Source organism: Synechocystis sp. FACHB-383 (genome assembly GCF_014698605.1).
GTDB classification, from domain to species: domain Bacteria; phylum Cyanobacteriota; class Cyanobacteriia; order Cyanobacteriales; family Microcystaceae; genus Synechocystis; species Synechocystis salina.
Map to the genome: position 1 here is coordinate 53,081 of NZ_JACJTJ010000025.1, position 17,637 is coordinate 70,717.

The 17,637-nt window shown below is 50.2% G+C and carries 16 protein-coding genes; 12 read left to right on the forward strand and 4 right to left on the reverse strand.

Annotation, left to right across the window (positions count from 1 at the left end; genetic code table 11):
* Nucleotides 1–4: 4 nt before the first annotated feature.
* The 3 genes from tmk (at nucleotide 5) to gloA (ending at nucleotide 2,525) form a co-directional block, all read left to right on the forward strand.
* Nucleotides 5–643, forward strand: a complete 639-nt coding sequence (tmk, locus tag H6G45_RS05960) for a dTMP kinase (RefSeq protein WP_190597531.1) — start codon at nucleotides 5–7, stop codon at nucleotides 641–643.
* A 56-nt stretch (nucleotides 644–699) separates the two neighbouring features.
* On the forward strand, nucleotides 700–2,016 hold the full coding sequence (locus tag H6G45_RS05965; RefSeq protein WP_190597532.1) for a CHAT domain-containing protein: 1,317 nt from the start codon (nucleotides 700–702) through the stop codon (nucleotides 2,014–2,016).
* 113 nt (nucleotides 2,017–2,129) lie between these two features.
* Nucleotides 2,130–2,525 (forward strand): lactoylglutathione lyase, encoded by a 396-nt coding sequence (gene gloA / locus H6G45_RS05970; protein WP_190597534.1) that lies wholly within the window; start codon nucleotides 2,130–2,132, stop codon nucleotides 2,523–2,525.
* A 205-nt stretch (nucleotides 2,526–2,730) separates the two neighbouring features.
* Here gloA and H6G45_RS05975 read toward each other — a convergent pair whose 3' ends face one another.
* The gene (locus H6G45_RS05975) at nucleotides 2,731–3,510 is read right to left on the reverse strand and encodes an SDR family NAD(P)-dependent oxidoreductase (protein ID WP_190597536.1); all 780 of its coding nucleotides are present in this window, start codon (nucleotides 3,508–3,510) and stop codon (nucleotides 2,731–2,733) included.
* A gap of 209 nt (nucleotides 3,511–3,719) precedes the next feature.
* Between H6G45_RS05975 and H6G45_RS19805 the strand changes: the two genes are divergently transcribed.
* The 3 genes from H6G45_RS19805 to H6G45_RS05985 all read left to right on the forward strand — a co-directional run bounded on the left by H6G45_RS19805 (nucleotide 3,720) and on the right by H6G45_RS05985 (nucleotide 5,954).
* Nucleotides 3,720–3,842 carry a hypothetical protein gene (locus tag H6G45_RS19805; RefSeq protein WP_277922710.1) on the forward strand — a complete coding sequence of 41 codons (123 nt, stop codon included), beginning with the start codon at nucleotides 3,720–3,722 and terminating at the stop codon, nucleotides 3,840–3,842.
* A 293-nt stretch (nucleotides 3,843–4,135) separates the two neighbouring features.
* Entirely contained in the window at nucleotides 4,136–4,696 is a 561-nt protein-coding gene (rsmD, locus tag H6G45_RS05980) for a 16S rRNA (guanine(966)-N(2))-methyltransferase RsmD (RefSeq protein WP_190597538.1), read from the forward strand.
* Nucleotides 4,697–4,817: 121 nt separating this feature from the next.
* Nucleotides 4,818–5,954 carry a glycosyltransferase gene (locus tag H6G45_RS05985; RefSeq protein ID WP_190597539.1) on the forward strand — a complete coding sequence of 379 codons (1,137 nt, stop codon included), beginning with the start codon at nucleotides 4,818–4,820 and terminating at the stop codon, nucleotides 5,952–5,954.
* Between the two features lie 91 nt (nucleotides 5,955–6,045).
* On the opposite strand, the gene gnd is transcribed toward H6G45_RS05985, so the two are convergent.
* The gene (gnd, locus tag H6G45_RS05990; protein ID WP_190597541.1) at nucleotides 6,046–7,473 is read right to left on the reverse strand and encodes a decarboxylating NADP(+)-dependent phosphogluconate dehydrogenase; all 1,428 of its coding nucleotides are present in this window, start codon (nucleotides 7,471–7,473) and stop codon (nucleotides 6,046–6,048) included.
* A gap of 248 nt (nucleotides 7,474–7,721) precedes the next feature.
* On the opposite strand from gnd, the gene H6G45_RS05995 reads away from it, so the two are divergent.
* From H6G45_RS05995 to H6G45_RS06020, 6 genes are all read left to right on the forward strand, one after another.
* Nucleotides 7,722–8,927 carry an SGNH/GDSL hydrolase family protein gene (locus H6G45_RS05995; RefSeq protein WP_190597543.1) on the forward strand — a complete coding sequence of 402 codons (1,206 nt, stop codon included), beginning with the start codon at nucleotides 7,722–7,724 and terminating at the stop codon, nucleotides 8,925–8,927.
* A 93-nt stretch (nucleotides 8,928–9,020) separates the two neighbouring features.
* Entirely contained in the window at nucleotides 9,021–10,181 is a 1,161-nt protein-coding gene (locus tag H6G45_RS06000) for a cysteine desulfurase family protein (protein ID WP_190597545.1), read from the forward strand.
* A gap of 27 nt (nucleotides 10,182–10,208) precedes the next feature.
* Nucleotides 10,209–10,883 carry a ComF family protein gene (locus H6G45_RS06005; RefSeq protein ID WP_190597547.1) on the forward strand — a complete coding sequence of 225 codons (675 nt, stop codon included), beginning with the start codon at nucleotides 10,209–10,211 and terminating at the stop codon, nucleotides 10,881–10,883.
* Between the two features lie 108 nt (nucleotides 10,884–10,991).
* Complete coding sequence (locus H6G45_RS06010; protein ID WP_190597548.1) at nucleotides 10,992–11,606, forward strand: L,D-transpeptidase; 615 nt, start codon at nucleotides 10,992–10,994, stop codon at nucleotides 11,604–11,606.
* 219 nt (nucleotides 11,607–11,825) lie between these two features.
* Nucleotides 11,826–13,352, forward strand: a complete 1,527-nt coding sequence (bchB, locus tag H6G45_RS06015; RefSeq protein WP_190597550.1) for a ferredoxin:protochlorophyllide reductase (ATP-dependent) subunit B — start codon at nucleotides 11,826–11,828, stop codon at nucleotides 13,350–13,352.
* A gap of 194 nt (nucleotides 13,353–13,546) precedes the next feature.
* Nucleotides 13,547–14,227, forward strand: a complete 681-nt coding sequence (locus H6G45_RS06020) for a TrkA family potassium uptake protein (RefSeq protein ID WP_190597552.1) — start codon at nucleotides 13,547–13,549, stop codon at nucleotides 14,225–14,227.
* Between the two features lie 11 nt (nucleotides 14,228–14,238).
* On the opposite strand, the gene H6G45_RS06025 is transcribed toward H6G45_RS06020, so the two are convergent.
* Nucleotides 14,239–15,858 (reverse strand): iron uptake porin, encoded by a 1,620-nt coding sequence (locus tag H6G45_RS06025; RefSeq protein ID WP_190597554.1) that lies wholly within the window; start codon nucleotides 15,856–15,858, stop codon nucleotides 14,239–14,241.
* Between the two features lie 167 nt (nucleotides 15,859–16,025).
* Nucleotides 16,026–17,432, reverse strand: a complete 1,407-nt coding sequence (locus H6G45_RS06030) for a sugar porter family MFS transporter (RefSeq protein ID WP_190597556.1) — start codon at nucleotides 17,430–17,432, stop codon at nucleotides 16,026–16,028.
* Nucleotides 17,433–17,637: the final 205 nt, after the last annotated feature.

The window sequence follows — 17,637 nt, forward strand, 5'->3', positions numbered from 1 at the left end:
AGTTATGGCGGCATTATTTATTGTCCTCGAAGGCATTGACGGATCCGGGAAAACTACCCAAGGCGATCTTCTGTTGGCCCATTTACAACGCCAAGGCATGGCGGCTGTGCTTAGCCCCGAACCCACCAGCGGCCCTGTCGGTCGCTTAATTCGTCAAGCTTTACAAGGAGATTTGTTTGCCTACAATGATGCCCAACAATTTGAAGCTCAAATGGGGTATTTGTTCGCCGCCGATCGCCATTATCATCTTTACAATCCAGAGGACGGAGTGGAAGCACAGTTGGCCCGGCAATGCCATGTAATTACCACCCGCTACTACTTTTCTTCCCTCGCCTATAATTGCCACACCGAGGCAGACTGGGAATTTGTCCAACGCTTAAATCAATCCTTTCCCCACCCTGACTGTGTAATTTACCTAGACCTCCCTGTGGATTTGGCCCTACAACGCCTTGGCGATCGCCAGCAACGGAAGGATCAATCCCCCAGGGAATGCTATGAACAGCGAGAAAAGCTCACCAGTGTGCATCAAAATTACGAGAGGATTTTTGCCCATTACCCCGGTCAATGCTGTCGTCTGGATGCAAGCTTGTCGGTGGAGCAACTACACCAAGCCATTGTTACTAAAATTGAGGAAATGCTGTGAGTAAATTCAAGAAATTCCCATTTCCCTTTGGCCCATGGGGCCGGTTCGCCGCCGGAATGCTCCTGGGCCTATTTCTCCTCCTGGGATTTGTCCCCTGGGTAAAGGCTCAGGTAAACTTTTCGTCCCCGATTGTAGTCAGTTTGCAACCTAGTAATGCCCTGAATATCCAACAGGTCAATGAGCTAACTACCGATCTAGAAAGTAAATGGGCTGGTATTTACGAAGATTATTTTCAGGAAGATTTCTCCAGCCTGGGTCTAACCACCAAGGAAATTGGGGAAAAATTAGCTTCCCTCCAGCAACAAACTGGCCAAAAAGCGGCCATTTTTTGGATTAATCCCCAAGAAAAAGGGGTTTCCATTTGTTTATTAACTGGCGATCGCCCACCGGTGGGGGTGAAGGTGTTGAACACGGCCGAACAAAATCTGTTGGCCACCGTGCAAATGTTTTCCCTGCAAGTGAGTGATCCCCGCAACCAAAATTATCGGGCCACCGGCAAAAAGTTATATGACTGGTTGATTGCGCCCATGGCGGATGAATTGAAAGCCCATGGCATTGACACCCTAATTTTTTGCGTCGGCCCGAAACTGCGCTCTCTGCCCTTTGCCGCCCTCTACGATGGAGAACAATTTTTAGCCGAAAAATATGCCATCACCCGCATTCCCGGCTTTAACCTGACCGAGTGGGGCCCCACCGACCTCAGCCAGGCAGAGATTCTCGCCATGGGATCTTCCGAATTTAGTGACGCTGAACCGTTACCGGGAGTAGCTTTGGAGATTGCTAACATCACCCCCCAACCCTGGCCTGGGGTTGCCATACTAAACCAACAATTCACCGTAAAAAATTTGCAAGCGGCCCGCCAACAACAGCCCTTTGCCTTGGTGCATCTGGCCACCCACGCAGAATTTAATACCGGTTCTCCCGCCGACTCCTACATTCAATTTGTCAATAGTCGTTTGAACCTCAAGGAAATTAGGAATTTACAATGGCAGGATCCCCCCGTTGATCTTTTGGTGCTTAGCGCCTGCACCACAGCCCTGGGTAATCCCCAAGCGGAATTGGGCTTTGTGGGCTTAGCTCTGCAATCGGGGGTGAAATCAGCCCTGGGTAGTTTATGGCGGGTGAGTGACCTGGGCACCATGGCTTTAATGAGTGAATTTTACTGGCAGTTAAAGGCCAATTCTTTCAAGGCCAAAGCCCTGCAAGAAGCCCAAATTAAGATGATTAACGGAGAAATTGCCCTCCAGGGGGGGGAATTACAGGTGTCCCGGGGGGCGATCGCCGTGGAGGATGATTTTTTAACCGTGGGCAATCCAGAATTATCCCATCCCTACTATTGGGCCAGTTTCTCCCTCATTGGCAATCCCTTTTAGAATCTGTGACAACGGTTCACCACCACCAAACACTGGAGAGACCAAATCCAAAGGCGATCGCCAAGATTTTGTTAGGATCTGCCTGTTGGCCAAACTTAGCTTATTAAAAACCTATGTTCTTACTACACACCATGATTCGGGTGGGCGATTTAGACAAATCCCTGCAATTTTACTGTGACATTTTGGGGATGAATTTACTGCGGAAAAAAGACTATCCCAGTGGGGAATTTACCCTCGCCTTTGTGGGTTATGGCAAGGAATCGGAGAATGCAGTGATTGAGTTAACCCATAACTGGGGCACCGATAAATACGATTTGGGTAATGGTTTTGGTCATATTGCCCTGGGGGTGGAAGACATCTATGGCACTTGCGACAAAATCAGAGCTAAGGGGGGCAAAGTAGTGCGGGAACCGGGGCCGATGAAGCACGGCACCACCGTCATCGCCTTTGTGGAAGATCCCGACGGCTACAAAATTGAATTGATCCAAACTTCCTCAAAGAAGGATTAGGTTTGGACTGCTGAGGTGGATTCCCGATGGCGATCAGTATGGCCGTTGAGTCGTCCTTGTAACTAATCGCCCAGACTCCCGGTTGCAGAAAAAGATTTTGCCCGTCCCCCCAACTTACCGGCAATTTGGCGAGTTGATGGGGAAAAGGCAAACTTCGCCATGGAGTCCTAGGTTCCCAGGTAGAGAGTCTATCCCTGGGAGGGGATCAAACCGATTGGGGGGTAGCCAGCAACAGTACCCGCTCCAATAATCGGGGGGCAAAGCGTTGACACCACACCGCCAGATGGCTCTGCCAACCCACCAAGATTTCACTGCGGTTTTGTTTTAAACCTTTGACTAGGGATTGGGCCACCCGGCCAGCGGTCATGGCCCTGACCCAGCGGAATTTTTGCAGACCCTTGGCCATATCCGTATCGGTGAGGGTAGGTAACAGGGTAACCACCGCAATGTTATGGCGGGCCAATTCCCCCCGCAGAGCTTGGCTAAAACCGAGAATGGCAAACTTAGTGGCGGAATAGGTGGCCATGGTGGGGGCCGCCACTTTGCCCATCAAACTAGAAACGTTGACAATGGTGCCTTCTTTTTGGGAAACCATACGCCGGGCCACGCAACGGGTGATGCAATACAGCCCCATCAAGTTGAGGGAAATTTCTTGGTAAACGTCGGGGAAACGACTATGGAGAAAGGGATTTTGATAGGCTACCCCGGCACAGTTAACCAGTAAATGAATGGGGCCATGGTCCCGCCAAGTTCTGGCGATCGCCGTATTAACGGCCACGGGTTGGGTCAGGTCCAGGGGCAAGGCAATGGCCTGTAATCCAGGATGTCGTTGTTCGAGCTCGTCAGCCAATGTTTGCAAACTGGTGTGGTTGCGGGCCACAAGGATAATTTTTCCTAGACCTTGTTTGGCCAATTCTTCGGCGATCGCCCGGCCGATGCCCCGGGAAGATCCGGTCACTAAAGCGGTTTTGTTGAGTAAATTCATTGCTTACCTCCTATGGAATATGAGGCGTATCCCCCCTGTGGATAGATACGGAACGAATGCCGACAGGGAAAGATTTTGGGTTTAAGTACGGTATTGGAGAAATGGGTTCTCGCTAATCCCAAGGCGGAGCACTGAACTGCCATTCCAGGTGCTAGCGGGGAATGGACCAAGGCGGTGCCAGGAACCAGGCCTACCTAGAAACGATGGCCATGGTTCGATCTAAACGGGATGGAGAAAATTGGAAAATTAACGAGTTAGGACGGAGACAAACGGTGCTCCAGACAATGGCGGGCATAACTGTTGACCCAGACCCGAACCATCGCCTCGGATAGTTCTTCAGTCTAGGGTGTGGTGGCTTGACTGGCACTGATGCATGGGGAGCATGGTAAACGCCTCCTAAAATTGTTTCAGCGTGGTTAAATGCACTCTCTGAAGCACACGTTAACAGATGAAACAAGAAACAGCAACAATTCTTAATATTTTGGGGCCAGTTTGGCGATCGCCCCTAGTCAGAGGATTAGTTTCTGCCCCCTTTCCTTTCTTGCCCCGATGTGAGAATTTGAAGAATTCCTTCTGAGTTTGCCTGAGCAGTCAGCGGTAGGAGGATCAATTTTTATTTGGTGCTATGCGTATTTATGGCAATCGCCTCCTGAAAACCCTACCGGGGCAACAGACCAGACCCACCACAGGTAAAGTCCGGCTGGCATTGTTCAATATTTGGCGGGGAGAAATTCAGCACTGCCACTGGTTGGACCTCTGTGCGGGCAATGGCACCCTAGGGGCAGAGGCCCTCTGTCGGGGCGCGGATAAAGTAGTGGCGATCGAGCAGTCTGCTAAAGTCTGCACCATCATCAAAGAAAATTGGCAAAAATTGGCGCAGCCTGGGCAACAATGGTCAGTTTTGCAGGGGGATGTGCTGAAATTGCTCCCAACCTTGAAAGGACAAACCTTTGACCGCATTTACCTTGATCCCCCCTATGCCAGTGGCCTGTACAACCCCGTTTTAACCCTAGTGGGAGAGTTGCAGCTCCTCACCCCTGCTGGAGAAATAGCGGTGGAATATGACCGACGCCATTGGCAACCACCGGAGCAGATTGGTGGATTGGAATTGGTGCGCCAGAAAAAATATGGTTTGAGCAATTTAGCCTTTTATTGGCGGGAGCAAGGGGAAGTTTTGCCGATATAGTATTGTAGGTTGGCCCGCCGCCAGATTGTGAAGTTTTGTTGTACAGGGCGATCGCCGGAATCTGGATCGTGCTTGTTGTTTTGTTGAATTTTGTTGACTTGATTTATCCCCCCATCTAGCCATGCGTGTTGCCCTGTTTACGGAAACCTTTTTGCCCAAAATTGATGGAATTGTCACCCGTCTGAAGCACACAGTGGAAAATCTGCAGCGCCAAGGCCATCAGGTGTTGGTCTTCTGTCCGGAGGGGGGGCTCAAGGAATATAAGGGGGCAAAAATCCAGGGAGTGAAGGGCATGCCTTTACCCCTTTACCCAGAACTGAAGCTAGCTTTTCCGTCGCCCCAAATTAAACAGGCCCTGCTGAAATTCAAACCGGACCTGATTCATGTGGTCAATCCGGCGGTATTGGGTTTGGGGGGCATCTATTACGCTAAGCATTTGCATATTCCCCTGGTGGCTTCCTATCACACCCATTTACCCCAATATTTGCAACATTATGGTCTGGGGGCCCTGGAAGGGGTGCTGTGGGAACTGTTAAAACTGGCCCATAACCAAGCGGAATTAAATCTTTGCACTTCCTCCGCCATGGTGCAGGAATTGGTCAACCACGGCATTGAACGGGTGGATCTATGGCAACGGGGGGTAGATACGGAACTGTTTCAGCCCCACCTAAAGTCGGCCCAAATGCGGCAAAAATTGTCCCAGGGTCACCCCGATGCCCCCTTATTTTTATATGTGGGCCGGGTTTCGGCAGAAAAACAGATCGATGAAATTAAGCCTGTGCTCGAAGCTATTCCCCAGGCCAGGCTGGCGATCGTCGGGGATGGGCCGAATCGGAAAAATTTAGAAGCCCATTTTGCTGGTACGAATACCTATTTTGCGGGTTATATGCAGGGATTAGAGTTGGCGGCGGCCTTTGCTTCCGCTGATGCGTTTATTTTTCCTTCCCGCACTGAAACCCTGGGCCTAGTGCTCTTGGAAGCCATGGCGGCGGGCTGTCCTGTGGTGGCGGCGGCCTCCGGGGGGATTTTAGATATTGTCACCGATGGTGAAAACGGTTATCTCTTTGATCCCAGTGTGGCAGGGGGAGTGGTGCAGGCTACCCAACGGTTAATGTCCGCCCCTGGCGATCGAGAACTATTACGACAAAATGCCCGGCAAGAAGCGGAACGATGGGGTTGGCCAGCGGCCACAAGACAGTTAGTGGATTACTACCAACAAGTAGCCCATGGAGAAAATGATGCTCCCTTAGCAGCTTAGGGCAGAGCTTGCCCCTCGGTAATGGCTGGAATTAGTGGCATCAACTTTTTCCCCCCAGGGTTGGGGGGTGATCGCTGGTAATACACAGAAACTAGTCAAGCCATTCCGTGTGGAAAAATTCTCCCCTGGGCTTATCAGTGCGTTCATAGGTGTGGGCCCCAAAGTAATCCCGTTGCGCTTGGGTTAGGTTTTGGGGAAGCACTGCCCGGCGATAACTGTCAAAGTAATCCAACGAGGAACTGAAAGCCGGCACCGCAATGCCCATTTCGTTAGCCAGGATTAACACTTCCCGCCATGGCCCCTGGCGATCCAAAATACTTTGCTTGAATTCGGGAGCCAGGAGCAGATTAGGTAACTGGGGATTATCCTTAAAAGCTTTCTTGATCTTGTCCAAAAAGCCGGCTCGAATAATGCAACCCCCTTTCCAAATGCGGGCAATTTCCGGCAGGTTAACGTCATAACCAAATTCCTGGGAAGCTTTGGCAATCAAGGCCATGCCTTGGGCATAGGAACACATTTTCGAGCAGTAGAGAGCATCCCGCACCTTGGGAATCCAGGCTTCCACGTCACCACTAAAAGTTTTACCAGGGCCAGACAGTTGGTCCGAAGCGGCTATCCGTTCCTCTTTGAGGGAGGACATTACCCTGGCATTAACGGCGGCGTAAATAGTGGGGATGGGAACTCCCAACTCTAGACCACTCATCACCGTCCAGCGTCCTGTACCCTTTTGCCCCGCCGCATCGAGGATGTAGTCAATTAAATGTCCCCCGGTTTCGGGATCTTTTTTAGCAAAAATGTCGGTGCTGATCTCAATCAGGAAAGAATTCAGTTCGTCAGTTTGATTCCATTGTCCAAAAACTTCGTGGAGTTTTTCGTTGCTTAGCCCCAAGCCGTTTTTCAAAATGTCGTAGGCTTCGGCGATCAGTTGCATATCGCCATACTCAATGCCGTTGTGTACCATTTTGACGTAATGCCCCGCCCCTCCAGGGCCAATGAAGGTCACACAGGCAGGATTGTCGGGATCTTCCACTTGGGCGGCAATTTTAGTCAGAATTGGTTCCAATTCCTTATAGGCGGTGGGGGTGCCCCCGGGCATCAAGCTAGGGCCCAGCAATGCGCCTTCTTCCCCTCCACTGACCCCCATACCAACAAAGCCTAGGCCAGTGGCTTCTAAATCCTTGGTGCGACGCTCCGTATCTTCATAGAGGGAGTTGCCGCCATCGATGATCATGTCCCCTGCTTCTAAAAGGGGTTTCAGCTCATCGATCACCGCATCCACGGGGCCCCCAGCTTTGACCATTACGAGGATTTTGCGGGGGCGTTCTAACAGTTGGACAAATTCTTCTACGGTGTAGGCGGCTTTAATGTCTTTGTCCACAGCCCTTTCGGCCATGAATTTTTCAGTTTTGTTGGGGGAACGGTTATAGACGGCGATGGGAAAGCCTCGACTTTCCACGTTGAGGGCGAGATTTTCCCCCATTACTGCCAGTCCAATTACCCCAAAGGTTCGCTTAGTCATAATAGCTACGTTAGATTGCACAGTCGGGCAAGGTTAATTTCCTTAAGGGTACATCGCATTTTTTATTTGCTACCTCTGGGGAAAATTTTTTCGCTGGGAATAGACGAAACCATTAGTAAAAAGGGAAATTTTTCCATGGTTACCAGGATTCGCTGGGGATTTCCCAAGGGTCGGATGGTGCTTAGATATAGTTGGAGTCGATGTATATCCCTCAATAACTGAATTTTTCCGCAATCGTTTTATTCTCCATGGCAAAATCTCCTCAAAATAAACAATGGCTAGCCAATACCCTACTGGTGCTGGGCAGTTTAGGTTTTGCGGTGGTGGTGGCGGAAGTGGCCCTGAGGCTGATGGGGGTTAGTTATCCCAGTTTTTACCAAGTAGATCTCCAACGGGGTCATAGCTTAATTCCCAATTTCACCGCCCGTTGGACCCACGAAGGCAATGGTTTAGTGAGCATTAACTCCGACGGCCTGCGCGATCGCCATTATGAAAAAGAGAAACTGGCGGATACGTACCGCATTGTGGTGTTGGGGGATTCCTTTTCCGAAGCAATTCAAGTCAATGAAGATGAGACCTATTGGAGTGCCATAGAAAAAAATTTGGCCTCCTGTGCCGGCTTAACGGGTAAAACGGTGGAGGTAATTAATTTTGGCGTGGGGGACTACGGCACTGCCCAGGAATATTTAACCCTCCGGCACCATGCTATTGAATACCAACCGGATTTAGTATTACTACAAATTTTCACCGGCAATGACATTGTCAACAATTCTCGACAGTTAAGCCCCGGCGATCGCCTCGCGCCTTTTTGGGAAGAGATGGAGGGTAAATGGCAAATGAAGCTTGATTTTAGGGAAACAACGGCCTACCAACGGCGGGACAGTGCCCCAAGAAGATTGCTCTACGGCTTGATCAATCGGGTGCGACTGTTGCAGGTGCTCAATGAAGCCAAACGACAATGGGTCACCCAACGAACTCTAACCACCCAACAGCAGGCTAATACTGACATCATTCCCGCTCTGGATTTCGACGTTAATCTATACCGAGAACCCACTGATCCCGCCTGGGAGCAAGCCTGGGCTGCGACAGAATCCCTGATAACGGCGACTAGTCAGCTAAGTAGGGAAGAAAAGGCTGATTTTCTAGCAGTGGTGATTAGTAATCCTCCCCAGGTGTACCCCAATCGCCAAGTGCGGGAACAATTAAAACAGTTGGGGGCGGAGAATTTGTTCTACCCTGACCAGCGGTTGGCACAATTGGGGCAAAAGGAAAATTTTGCGGTGTTGACCCTGGCGGCAACTATGCAACAAAAGGCTGATGCTGAGCAGAGCTATTGGCACGGTTTTGATAACACCATTCCTGGGGTAGGCCATTGGAATATCCAGGGACACCAAATGGCCGGTCAGTTAATTGGCGATCGCCTTTGCCAAATGGTGACGGAGAAAGGAAAGTAAAACGTTATCTTGTAAATCTAAGTCCTGCAAAAGTTGAGCAGAATTAGTCAGCGAGCTAGGAACTGCCGGGACCAATGAGCCCAGGAAACCACCATGGAACGGCCCCTTTACTTCGATAACCACGCCACCACAGCCCTTGATGCCAGGGTGCTAGAAGCCATGTTTCCCTATTTCATGGAGCAGTATGGCAATGCCGGCAGTGCCCATTTTTACGGTTGGCAGGCCGAAGGGGCTATTAAACAGGCTAGGCAGGAAATTGCCGATACCATGGGGGCTCAGCCGGAGGAAATTATCTTCACCAGTGGTGCCACGGAGGCCAATAATTTGGCCATTCGGGGAGTAGCAGAGGCCTACTTTGCCCAGGGTAAACATCTGGTAACGGTGGAAACGGAACATCAAGCCGTGTTAGCTCCCTGTCGCTACCTGGAATCCCTGGGGTTTGAGGTCACTTATTTACTTGTACAGCCCAATGGTTTAGTAAATTTAACCGAATTGGAAAAGGCTTTGCGTCCCGATACGATCCTTGTGTCCGTGATGGCGGCCAACAATGAAATTGGTGTGCTCCAACCCCTGGAGGAAATCGGCAGACTGTGTCAGCAGAAATCGATCATTTTCCATTGTGATGGGGCCCAAGCCCTGGGCAAAATTCCCCTAGATGTGGGGCAATTGAACATTGACCTACTATCTTTCACTGGGCACAAAATCCATGGACCCAAAGGCATTGGGGGGCTATATCGCCGTCAAAATCCTGGCGTGAGGTTAGCGCCCCAACTGTTGGGGGGGGGACAGGAAGGGAATTTTCGTTCTGGAACTCTGCCGGTGCCCTTAATTGTCGGTTTAGCCAAAGCTTTGGCCATAGCGGCGGAAAACTTAGTTTCAGAAGGCGATCGCCAGCGGCAACTACGGGATCAACTTTGGCAAGGTCTGGCAAAAATTAGTGGAATAGTGCTGAATGGGGACCATGAACAAAGGTTACCCGGCAACCTCAATGTCAGTATTACTGGGGTCGATCCCAAGGCGTTACTGACCAGCCTACAATCTCGATTGGCCCTATCTTCTGGCTCTGCCTGTTCTTCCTATCGCACCGAAGCTTCCCATGTCTTATATGCCCTTGGCCGGGACAAAACCAGCGCCCAAGCCAGTCTGCGCTTTGGTTTAAGCCGCTTCACCACCCAGACAGAAATTAACCAGGCGATCGCCATTGTTACGGATACTGTGGCCCAATTACGGACAGATGCCTCCAACTATGGTTAATTTTCCCGCCTCTGCATTCCATCTTCCATGTGGCAATCCATTCGCTCTCTTCTCTTTCAAACCCCCTGTCCCCTTTGTCAAAAACCTAGCAAAGATCAGTTTTGCCGGGATTGCACCGGACAAATTTTGAGCCACCGTTTACCCCCTCACCTGCGGCAATGGCAGGGGAATTTTCCCCGCTTTGTTTGGGGACAGTATGAAGGGCAACTGCGGCGGGCTTTAACGGTGATGAAATTTGAGCAACAGCCGGGCATCGGCCTCTGGTTGGGGGAACAGTTGGCAGAACAGTGGTTACAACAACCCCAGGCGAAATTTAAAATACTGCCCCAGGTGGTGCCCATTCCCCTCAATAATCGTAAACAAGCCCAACGGGGATTTAATCAAGCGGAAAGAATTGCTGCCGGTTTTTGCCGCCTGACCCGCTACCCCCTGCACCCCCAGGCTTTACAACGGCCCAAGGATACCCAAGCTTTATTCGGTCTTAGCCCCGGCGATCGCCAACGGGAATTACAGTCCGCCCTTGTTACGGGGCCAGGCTTTAACACTCACCAGCCCTGGTTAATTTTGGATGACATTATTACCACCGGCACCACCGCCCTCGAAGCCCACCGGGTAATGGAGCAAAGGGGCGCTAAGGTAATGGGCATCGTGGCGATCGCCACACCGTCTTTTTCCCGGCCCACGGAACTTGGACAGCGATGATAATGATCATTTAACATAATATTCTCATATATTTTCACCAGCCCGTATTTAATTTCGTATTGTTAAACCTCGTCGGTTTTCCTTCAATCATTTTCTAACCCTAATCCTATGCAGAAACAGTTCTCTCCCCTAGCCCGTTTCGCCCTTTGGTTGGGTGGTGTTAGTTTAACTGCAACTAGTCTGGTTATCCCCAGCACCGTCCAGGCCCAAAGTAGTCTCAATGGGGGTAGTGCCATTCCTCCCCTCAAACCGATTCCCGAATCCACCTATATCCCCCCGGCGGCCCCCGTCAGCACTCCCACCAACCCAGACAGCCAGGCCTTGGCCACCCATATTGTCCTGGTGTTAGGGGAACGGCGGGTTTACGCCTACCAGAATGACAAAGTTTTGGCCAGTTATCCCGTGGCAGTGGGTAAAAAAGGCTGGGAAACCCCCCAAGGCAATTTCCAGGTCATCCAAATGGTAGAAAATCCCGTCTGGGAAAATCCCTGGAATGGCAAAAAAGTGGCCGCCAGCTTGGATGGCCCCATTGGTATCCGTTGGATCGGTTTTTGGAGTGATGGCAAAAATACCATTGGTTTCCATGGCACCCCGAAAAAACATGAACATTTCCTTGGCACTGCGGCTTCCCATGGTTGCGTCAGAATGCGGAATCAAGATGTAGTGGCTTTATTCGGCATGGTGCAAAATGGCACTCCAGTATGGGTAGTTCAGAAAAAATAGATTGTTTAAACTGACTAAATCAAAACGGCGATCGTGTATAACCGTGAAGAATTGTATTCTCGGTTTCTGGATTAATTTCCTAGCTGCAATCCCCGATCGCCTATGCTCTTTGGATTCTAGCCTTTCTCAAACCGACAACAAATGTAAAGCAAGACCTCGACAGGGCCAGGGCTTTTACCGACAATTTGAGGGTGAATTACCCTCCTGGAGTCTGACCCTATGAAATTGGCCTATTGGATGTATGCTGGCCCCGCCCACATTGGCACCCTACGCATCGCCAGTTCTTTCAAGAACGTCCACGCCATTATGCATGCTCCGTTGGGGGATGACTATTTCAACGTGATGCGCTCCATGTTGGAACGGGAACAGAACTTTACCCCCGTCACCACTAGTGTGGTTGATCGCCAAGTGTTATCGAGGGGTTCCCAGGAAAAAGTGGTGGATAATATTGTCCGCAAAGATGGGGAAGAAGCGCCGGATTTGATTGTCTTGACCCCCACTTGCACCTCCAGTATTTTGCAAGAGGATTTGGAAAACTTTGTCGACCGGGCCCAAATGGATGCCCGCTGTGACGTGCTTTTGGCGGATGTGAACCATTATCGCTATAACGAATTGCAAGCTGGCGATCGTACCCTCAAGCAAATTGTGGAGTTTTACCTTAAAAAAGCCCGTAAACAGGGCAATTTGGCCACTGAGAAGACGGCCAAGCCATCGGTCAATTTAATTGGTTTCACCACCCTAGGGTTCCATAACCAACATGACTGCACTGAATTAAAGCGTTTAATGGCGGATCTCGGCATAGAAGTGAACCTAGTCCTACCGGAAAAAGCCACCGTGGACCAATTGGCCAAAATTCCCCAAGCTTGGTTTAACCTCTGCCCCTATCGGGAAGTGGGCTTGATGACAGCAGAATATCTCAAAGAAGAATTTGCCATGCCCTATGTGGACATTACCCCCATGGGAGTGGTGGAAACGGCCCGTTGCATCCGCCAAATCCAACAGGTGCTAAATGACCAGGGTTTTGACCTTAATTACGAAGATTTCATCCAACAGCAAACCCGTCACGTTTCCCAAGCGGCCTGGTTTTCCCGCTCCATTGATTGTCAAAACCTCACCGGCAAAAAGGCCGTGGTCTTTGGGGACAACACCCATGCGGCCGCTATGACCAAAATTTTGGCTCGGGAAATGGGCATCCACGTTGTCCTAGCGGGAACCTATTGCAAATATGATGCCGATTGGTTCCGACAAGAAGTGGCCGAATACTGTGATCAAGTCTTGATTAGTGAAGACAATGGGGCGATCGCCGATGCCATTGCCCGGATCGAGCCGGCGGCCATTTTTGGCACCCAGATGGAACGGCACGTGGGTAAACGGCTAGATATTCCCTGTGGCGTGATTGCGGCCCCCATTCATATCCAGAATTTCCCCCTGGGCTATAAACCATTTTTGGGCTACGAAGGCACCAATCAAATCGCTGACTTGGTGTACAACTCCTTTACCCTGGGCATGGAAGACCATCTGTTGGAAATTTTCGGTGGCCATGACACTAAGGAAGTGATCACCAAAGGTATTTCCTCTGACTCCGACCTCGGCTGGCACAACACCGCCCAGGCTGAGTTGAATAAGGTACCAGGATTTGTGCGGGGTAAGGTCAAACGTAATACGGAAAAATTTGCTCGGGAGCGGGGCTTGTCAGAAATTACCCTGGAAGTAATGTACGCCGCCAAAGAAGCAGTGGGAGCCTAGGTCTTGTTAGGAAGGGTTTAGCTTATCCTCTTCCACTAACAGAGTCAAACTACGACAAGCTTGGAGCACTTTCACAAAGACTTTTCCCCATCACCGGCAGGTGGGGATAACTTTTCAGGCCGATGCCGAAAGCGACAGCCATCAATTTCACCTAACTTCCACTACAATCAAGCCTGTGGTGCAAAGGGTGAAAAATGTACGTTCTGATCGGTGGCATGGGGGGCATTGGCTCTAACTTAGCCAAGAATTTGCTCAAAATGGGCCACACAGTGGCGGCGGTGGATACGGATCCCCAGGCCTGTCAGTATGCCCGGGAAAAAATTGGCGTCATGGCCTTTGAGGGTAGTGCAGTAAATACCTCAGTTTTACTAGAGGCGGGGGTCCGCAAGGCGGGGGCAGTGATTGCGGCGCTCCAGGAAGATGCCCTAAATTTGGCTTTGGTTACCCTATCAAAACATTATGGTGTACCCCAAATTGTCGTCCGTATGAGTGATGGGGACTTTGCTGAACCCTACCGTTTAGCCGGAGCTACCCACATTATCAGCACCACAGAATTAACCCTCAACCGGGTGATTAATGCCATTGAGTATCCCCAAGTGGATGCCATGATGCACTTTGAACAGGGACAAATTGAAGTGCTTAAACTCTCCATTCCTCCCAATTGCAGTATTGTGGGCCGCAGTGTGGCGGCGATCGCCCAGGATCCCCGTTTTCCTTCCGGCACTCTGATTATTGGCTACCAGGCCAATGCCCATGAAGACTTAAAAATTCCCAACGGTAATACGTTGCTAGAGGATGGTTCCACCATTTTGGCCGTGACCAAACCGGAGTTGGTGCGGCAGTTAATCGATTTTATGGGACTGTGCCAGTCTTAACAGCTGAATTATCAGAACAAAAAGCTAGTGCGTATATGACCCACATATTGGGTGGCGTTATTGCTGTTGGCCTCGGGATTAAGCACTACCCAAAATCCGGGGGTGATGGAAATATTGTCATTGATTTGAATGCGGTAAAACGCCTCCAAATGGTAGGGGGTGGTTTGTCCCACTGCTCCAGGTAAGTTACTAGCCGTGACTGTGGGAGGAATGCCCAAGGCAATGCCCGGTAAATTCCCTTCTCCCCCCACATCGGGGAAACTAATGCCAAGCAAACCATACCAAATGGCGGAACGATTCCAGGACACTTCCCTCACCACTGTGCCCCCCACTCCATCGGACAAGTTGCTCATGCCGCCTCCCTGGGCCTGGGCATCCACATAGCCGCCCCAGGCATGGATCTGCACCTGGGGAGTGATGCGATAGTATCCTTGCAATGTGTAAAAATCCCCCGCCGTGGCGATCGCCTCTCCGAAGGGTTGAATAGCCAGGAAACTACCGGTGCCCGCCATTAAATTGGTCTCCCCAGCGGGGAAATAGGAACGGGAATAGGTGAACCCAATGCCCCCGTCAGATGTTTGATAGGCTAATTGACCGAGGGCATGGTGCCCACCATTAAACAGGCCGTTGCCACTGTCTGGATCGTTGGGGTTAGTGGCCAGGTAACCCGCACTCAATTGCAAGGTCGGAGTTATCTGCCAATTGAAGCCAGCCCCTCCCCCTCCCCGACGGTAAACAGGATCGTATTCGCCAAAGCGGGAAGGAATACCCAGGGCATCATCGGCAATGGTGGGGGGCGTCAACGTATCCACCAAATCCGTGTAGCCCACCCCCACGGAACCTAGCCGTAGGGTGAGATTATCCGTCAGAGGAGTGCGATACCAAAGATGGGTCACTTCCACATTATTGTTGGAATTATCGTCATAGTTAAAACGGGTCATATTGGTGCCAGTTTGCGCCACTCCGTTGAAGAAATTGGAGAATTGTAAACGAGTCCTGAGCAAATCTTTGCCGGTGAAACTGGTTTCCAAGTTAAAGCGCACCCGATAGGCTAGTTGGGGTTGAAATTGATTACTATCACCCCCCACCCGATCGCCAAACACATCATCAAAGGAAACAATGGTCTGACCATAAAGCTTTGTGGTGGTGGAAAACTGATGGTCTTCCAAAAAAGCAGTGCGAGTTTCTAGATTATCAACCCGGACTGCCAATTGTTTTAGCTCGGCTTGGAAATCCTGGGCTAATTTTTTTAGTAAATCTAAGTCCCCTTGAACCACGGAGACATTTTCCTGTAACAGTTGCTCAATGGTGTTTAAACAAGCATTTAATCCCGCCGCAAATTCATAACGACTAAGGGCCCGATCGCCTCGGTAGGTGCGGTCTGGATAACCCACTAAACAACCGTAACGCTCCACCAAACTTTGCAAAGCGGCAAAGGCCCAATCATTGGGTTGCACATCTCGCAATTCCGCCACCGAGGTAATTTGATTAACTGTTTTGCCAGAATTGTCTCCCCCTAATTGGTAACGATTAACCGGGGCCAAGGGTTCATCCACAGGAACAGCTTGGGCGTCACTGGGTAACATCGCTGTCAGTCCACTGGCGATCGCCAAACCGCAAATCAAGCCCATGGATGTAGTCAATCTTGCTAATGACAATTCGGTACCCTCCCGGAAAAAATAAAGCCAGCGTTGGACGATTAAATTAATTTAGAAGGCAATTAGAGCGGAATTAAATTTCAATAAACTTAAGAGATTCAAACTAATATCAATTAATTTGCTCCAGCATAGAAAATCAATTACATTTGCTCAAGGGTTTTGCCCTTAGTTTCCTTAACAAAAAACCAAATAAAGAAAATGGAAATGGCCGCTGAAGTAGCATATAAACCGTAGGCTGGCCCTAAACCCACCGTGTTCAGCAGAGGAGGAAAAGTAGTGGAAATAACAAAGTTTGCAATCCACTGTACCCCCGCCGCCACCGATAGGGCCGCCGCCCGTATTTTGTTGTTAAACATTTCCCCCAACAAGACCCAAACAATGGGCCCCCAGGAGAAACCAAAACTAAACACATAAAGATTGGCAGTCACCAGGGCAATTACCCCAGCGGTCCCGGTGAGGGTGGGTTGACCGTTAACCACCGTCGCCCCCGCAAACACCATTGAAAGGATGCCCAAGGTAATGGTCATACCAATGGAGCCCATCAGCAACAAAGGCTTACGGCCAAAACGATCCACAAAGGCGATCGCCACTAAGGTGGTGAGGATATTGATAAAACCAGTGATTACAGTGATCAACAGAGATTTTTCTTCGGTAAAACCCACTGATCGCCAGAGCACACTGCTGTAATAAAAAATCACGTTAATGCCAACGAATTGTTGCAGGGCCGATAGCCCCATACCAATCCAGACAATGGGCAACAGTCCTCCCCGACGACTGAGCAGATCACGAAAGCGGGGTTTGTGGTCTAGATTGACCGTTTGTCGAATTTCTTCAATGCGACCGGCCACGTCTCCTCCCTCCACTTTATGCAAAATGGCCGCCGCCTTTTCTTCCTGGCCCAAAGCCACCAAATACCGGGGAGATTCAGGAATCAAGAAAGCACAAATGCCGTACAGGAGGGCAGGAATTAACTCTGTCCAGAACATCCAACGCCAGGCCGCCGCACCGAATATCCAGGTATTTTGGGCCGATCCCCCTGCCATCGAGGCAATAAACCAATTACTCAACAGAGCAATGAAAATACCGGAGACAATGGCCAACTGTTGCAAGGAACCTAAACGCCCCCGCAGATGGGCCGGTGATACTTCCGCAATGTAGGCTGGCGCAATCACACTAGCGGCCCCCACCCCAATCCCGCCTAATACCCGCCAGAAAATAAAATCCCAGATGGTGAAAGGTAAGCCTGATCCAATGGAACTGAGGGTAAATAGTACCGCCGCCAGAATCATTGTTTTGACCCGTCCATGGCGATCGGCGATCGGGCCGGCACCAAAGGCCCCCAATGCTGATCCCAACAGGGCTAGGGACACTGACAAACCCGTTAAAAGGCTGTCAGTCTGAAAATGTTTTTGTAGGGCTGCCACGGCCCCATTGATCACCGCTGTGTCAAAGCCAAACAGAAACCCCCCCAGGGCCGCTACTCCCGAAATCAGGAGGACAAACTTAACGTTAGCCGTAGATTGGGGAGGGGAAGGGGAGGAATTCATGTTAAGCAAAAATTTAAGAAGTTAGCCTATGGCAAGTTGCGCTTGCCCAAGAACTAAATCCTATCAAGTAAAAAAACTTTGTCATGAATTCTTAATTAAATGTTGCAAAACACTGCCATGGAAAACCATGAACAAAACTAGTTCAAGATGACCATGGGTCCATGGAAGGGAATTTTTTAATATTGAAACAATTTCATTATTTTGC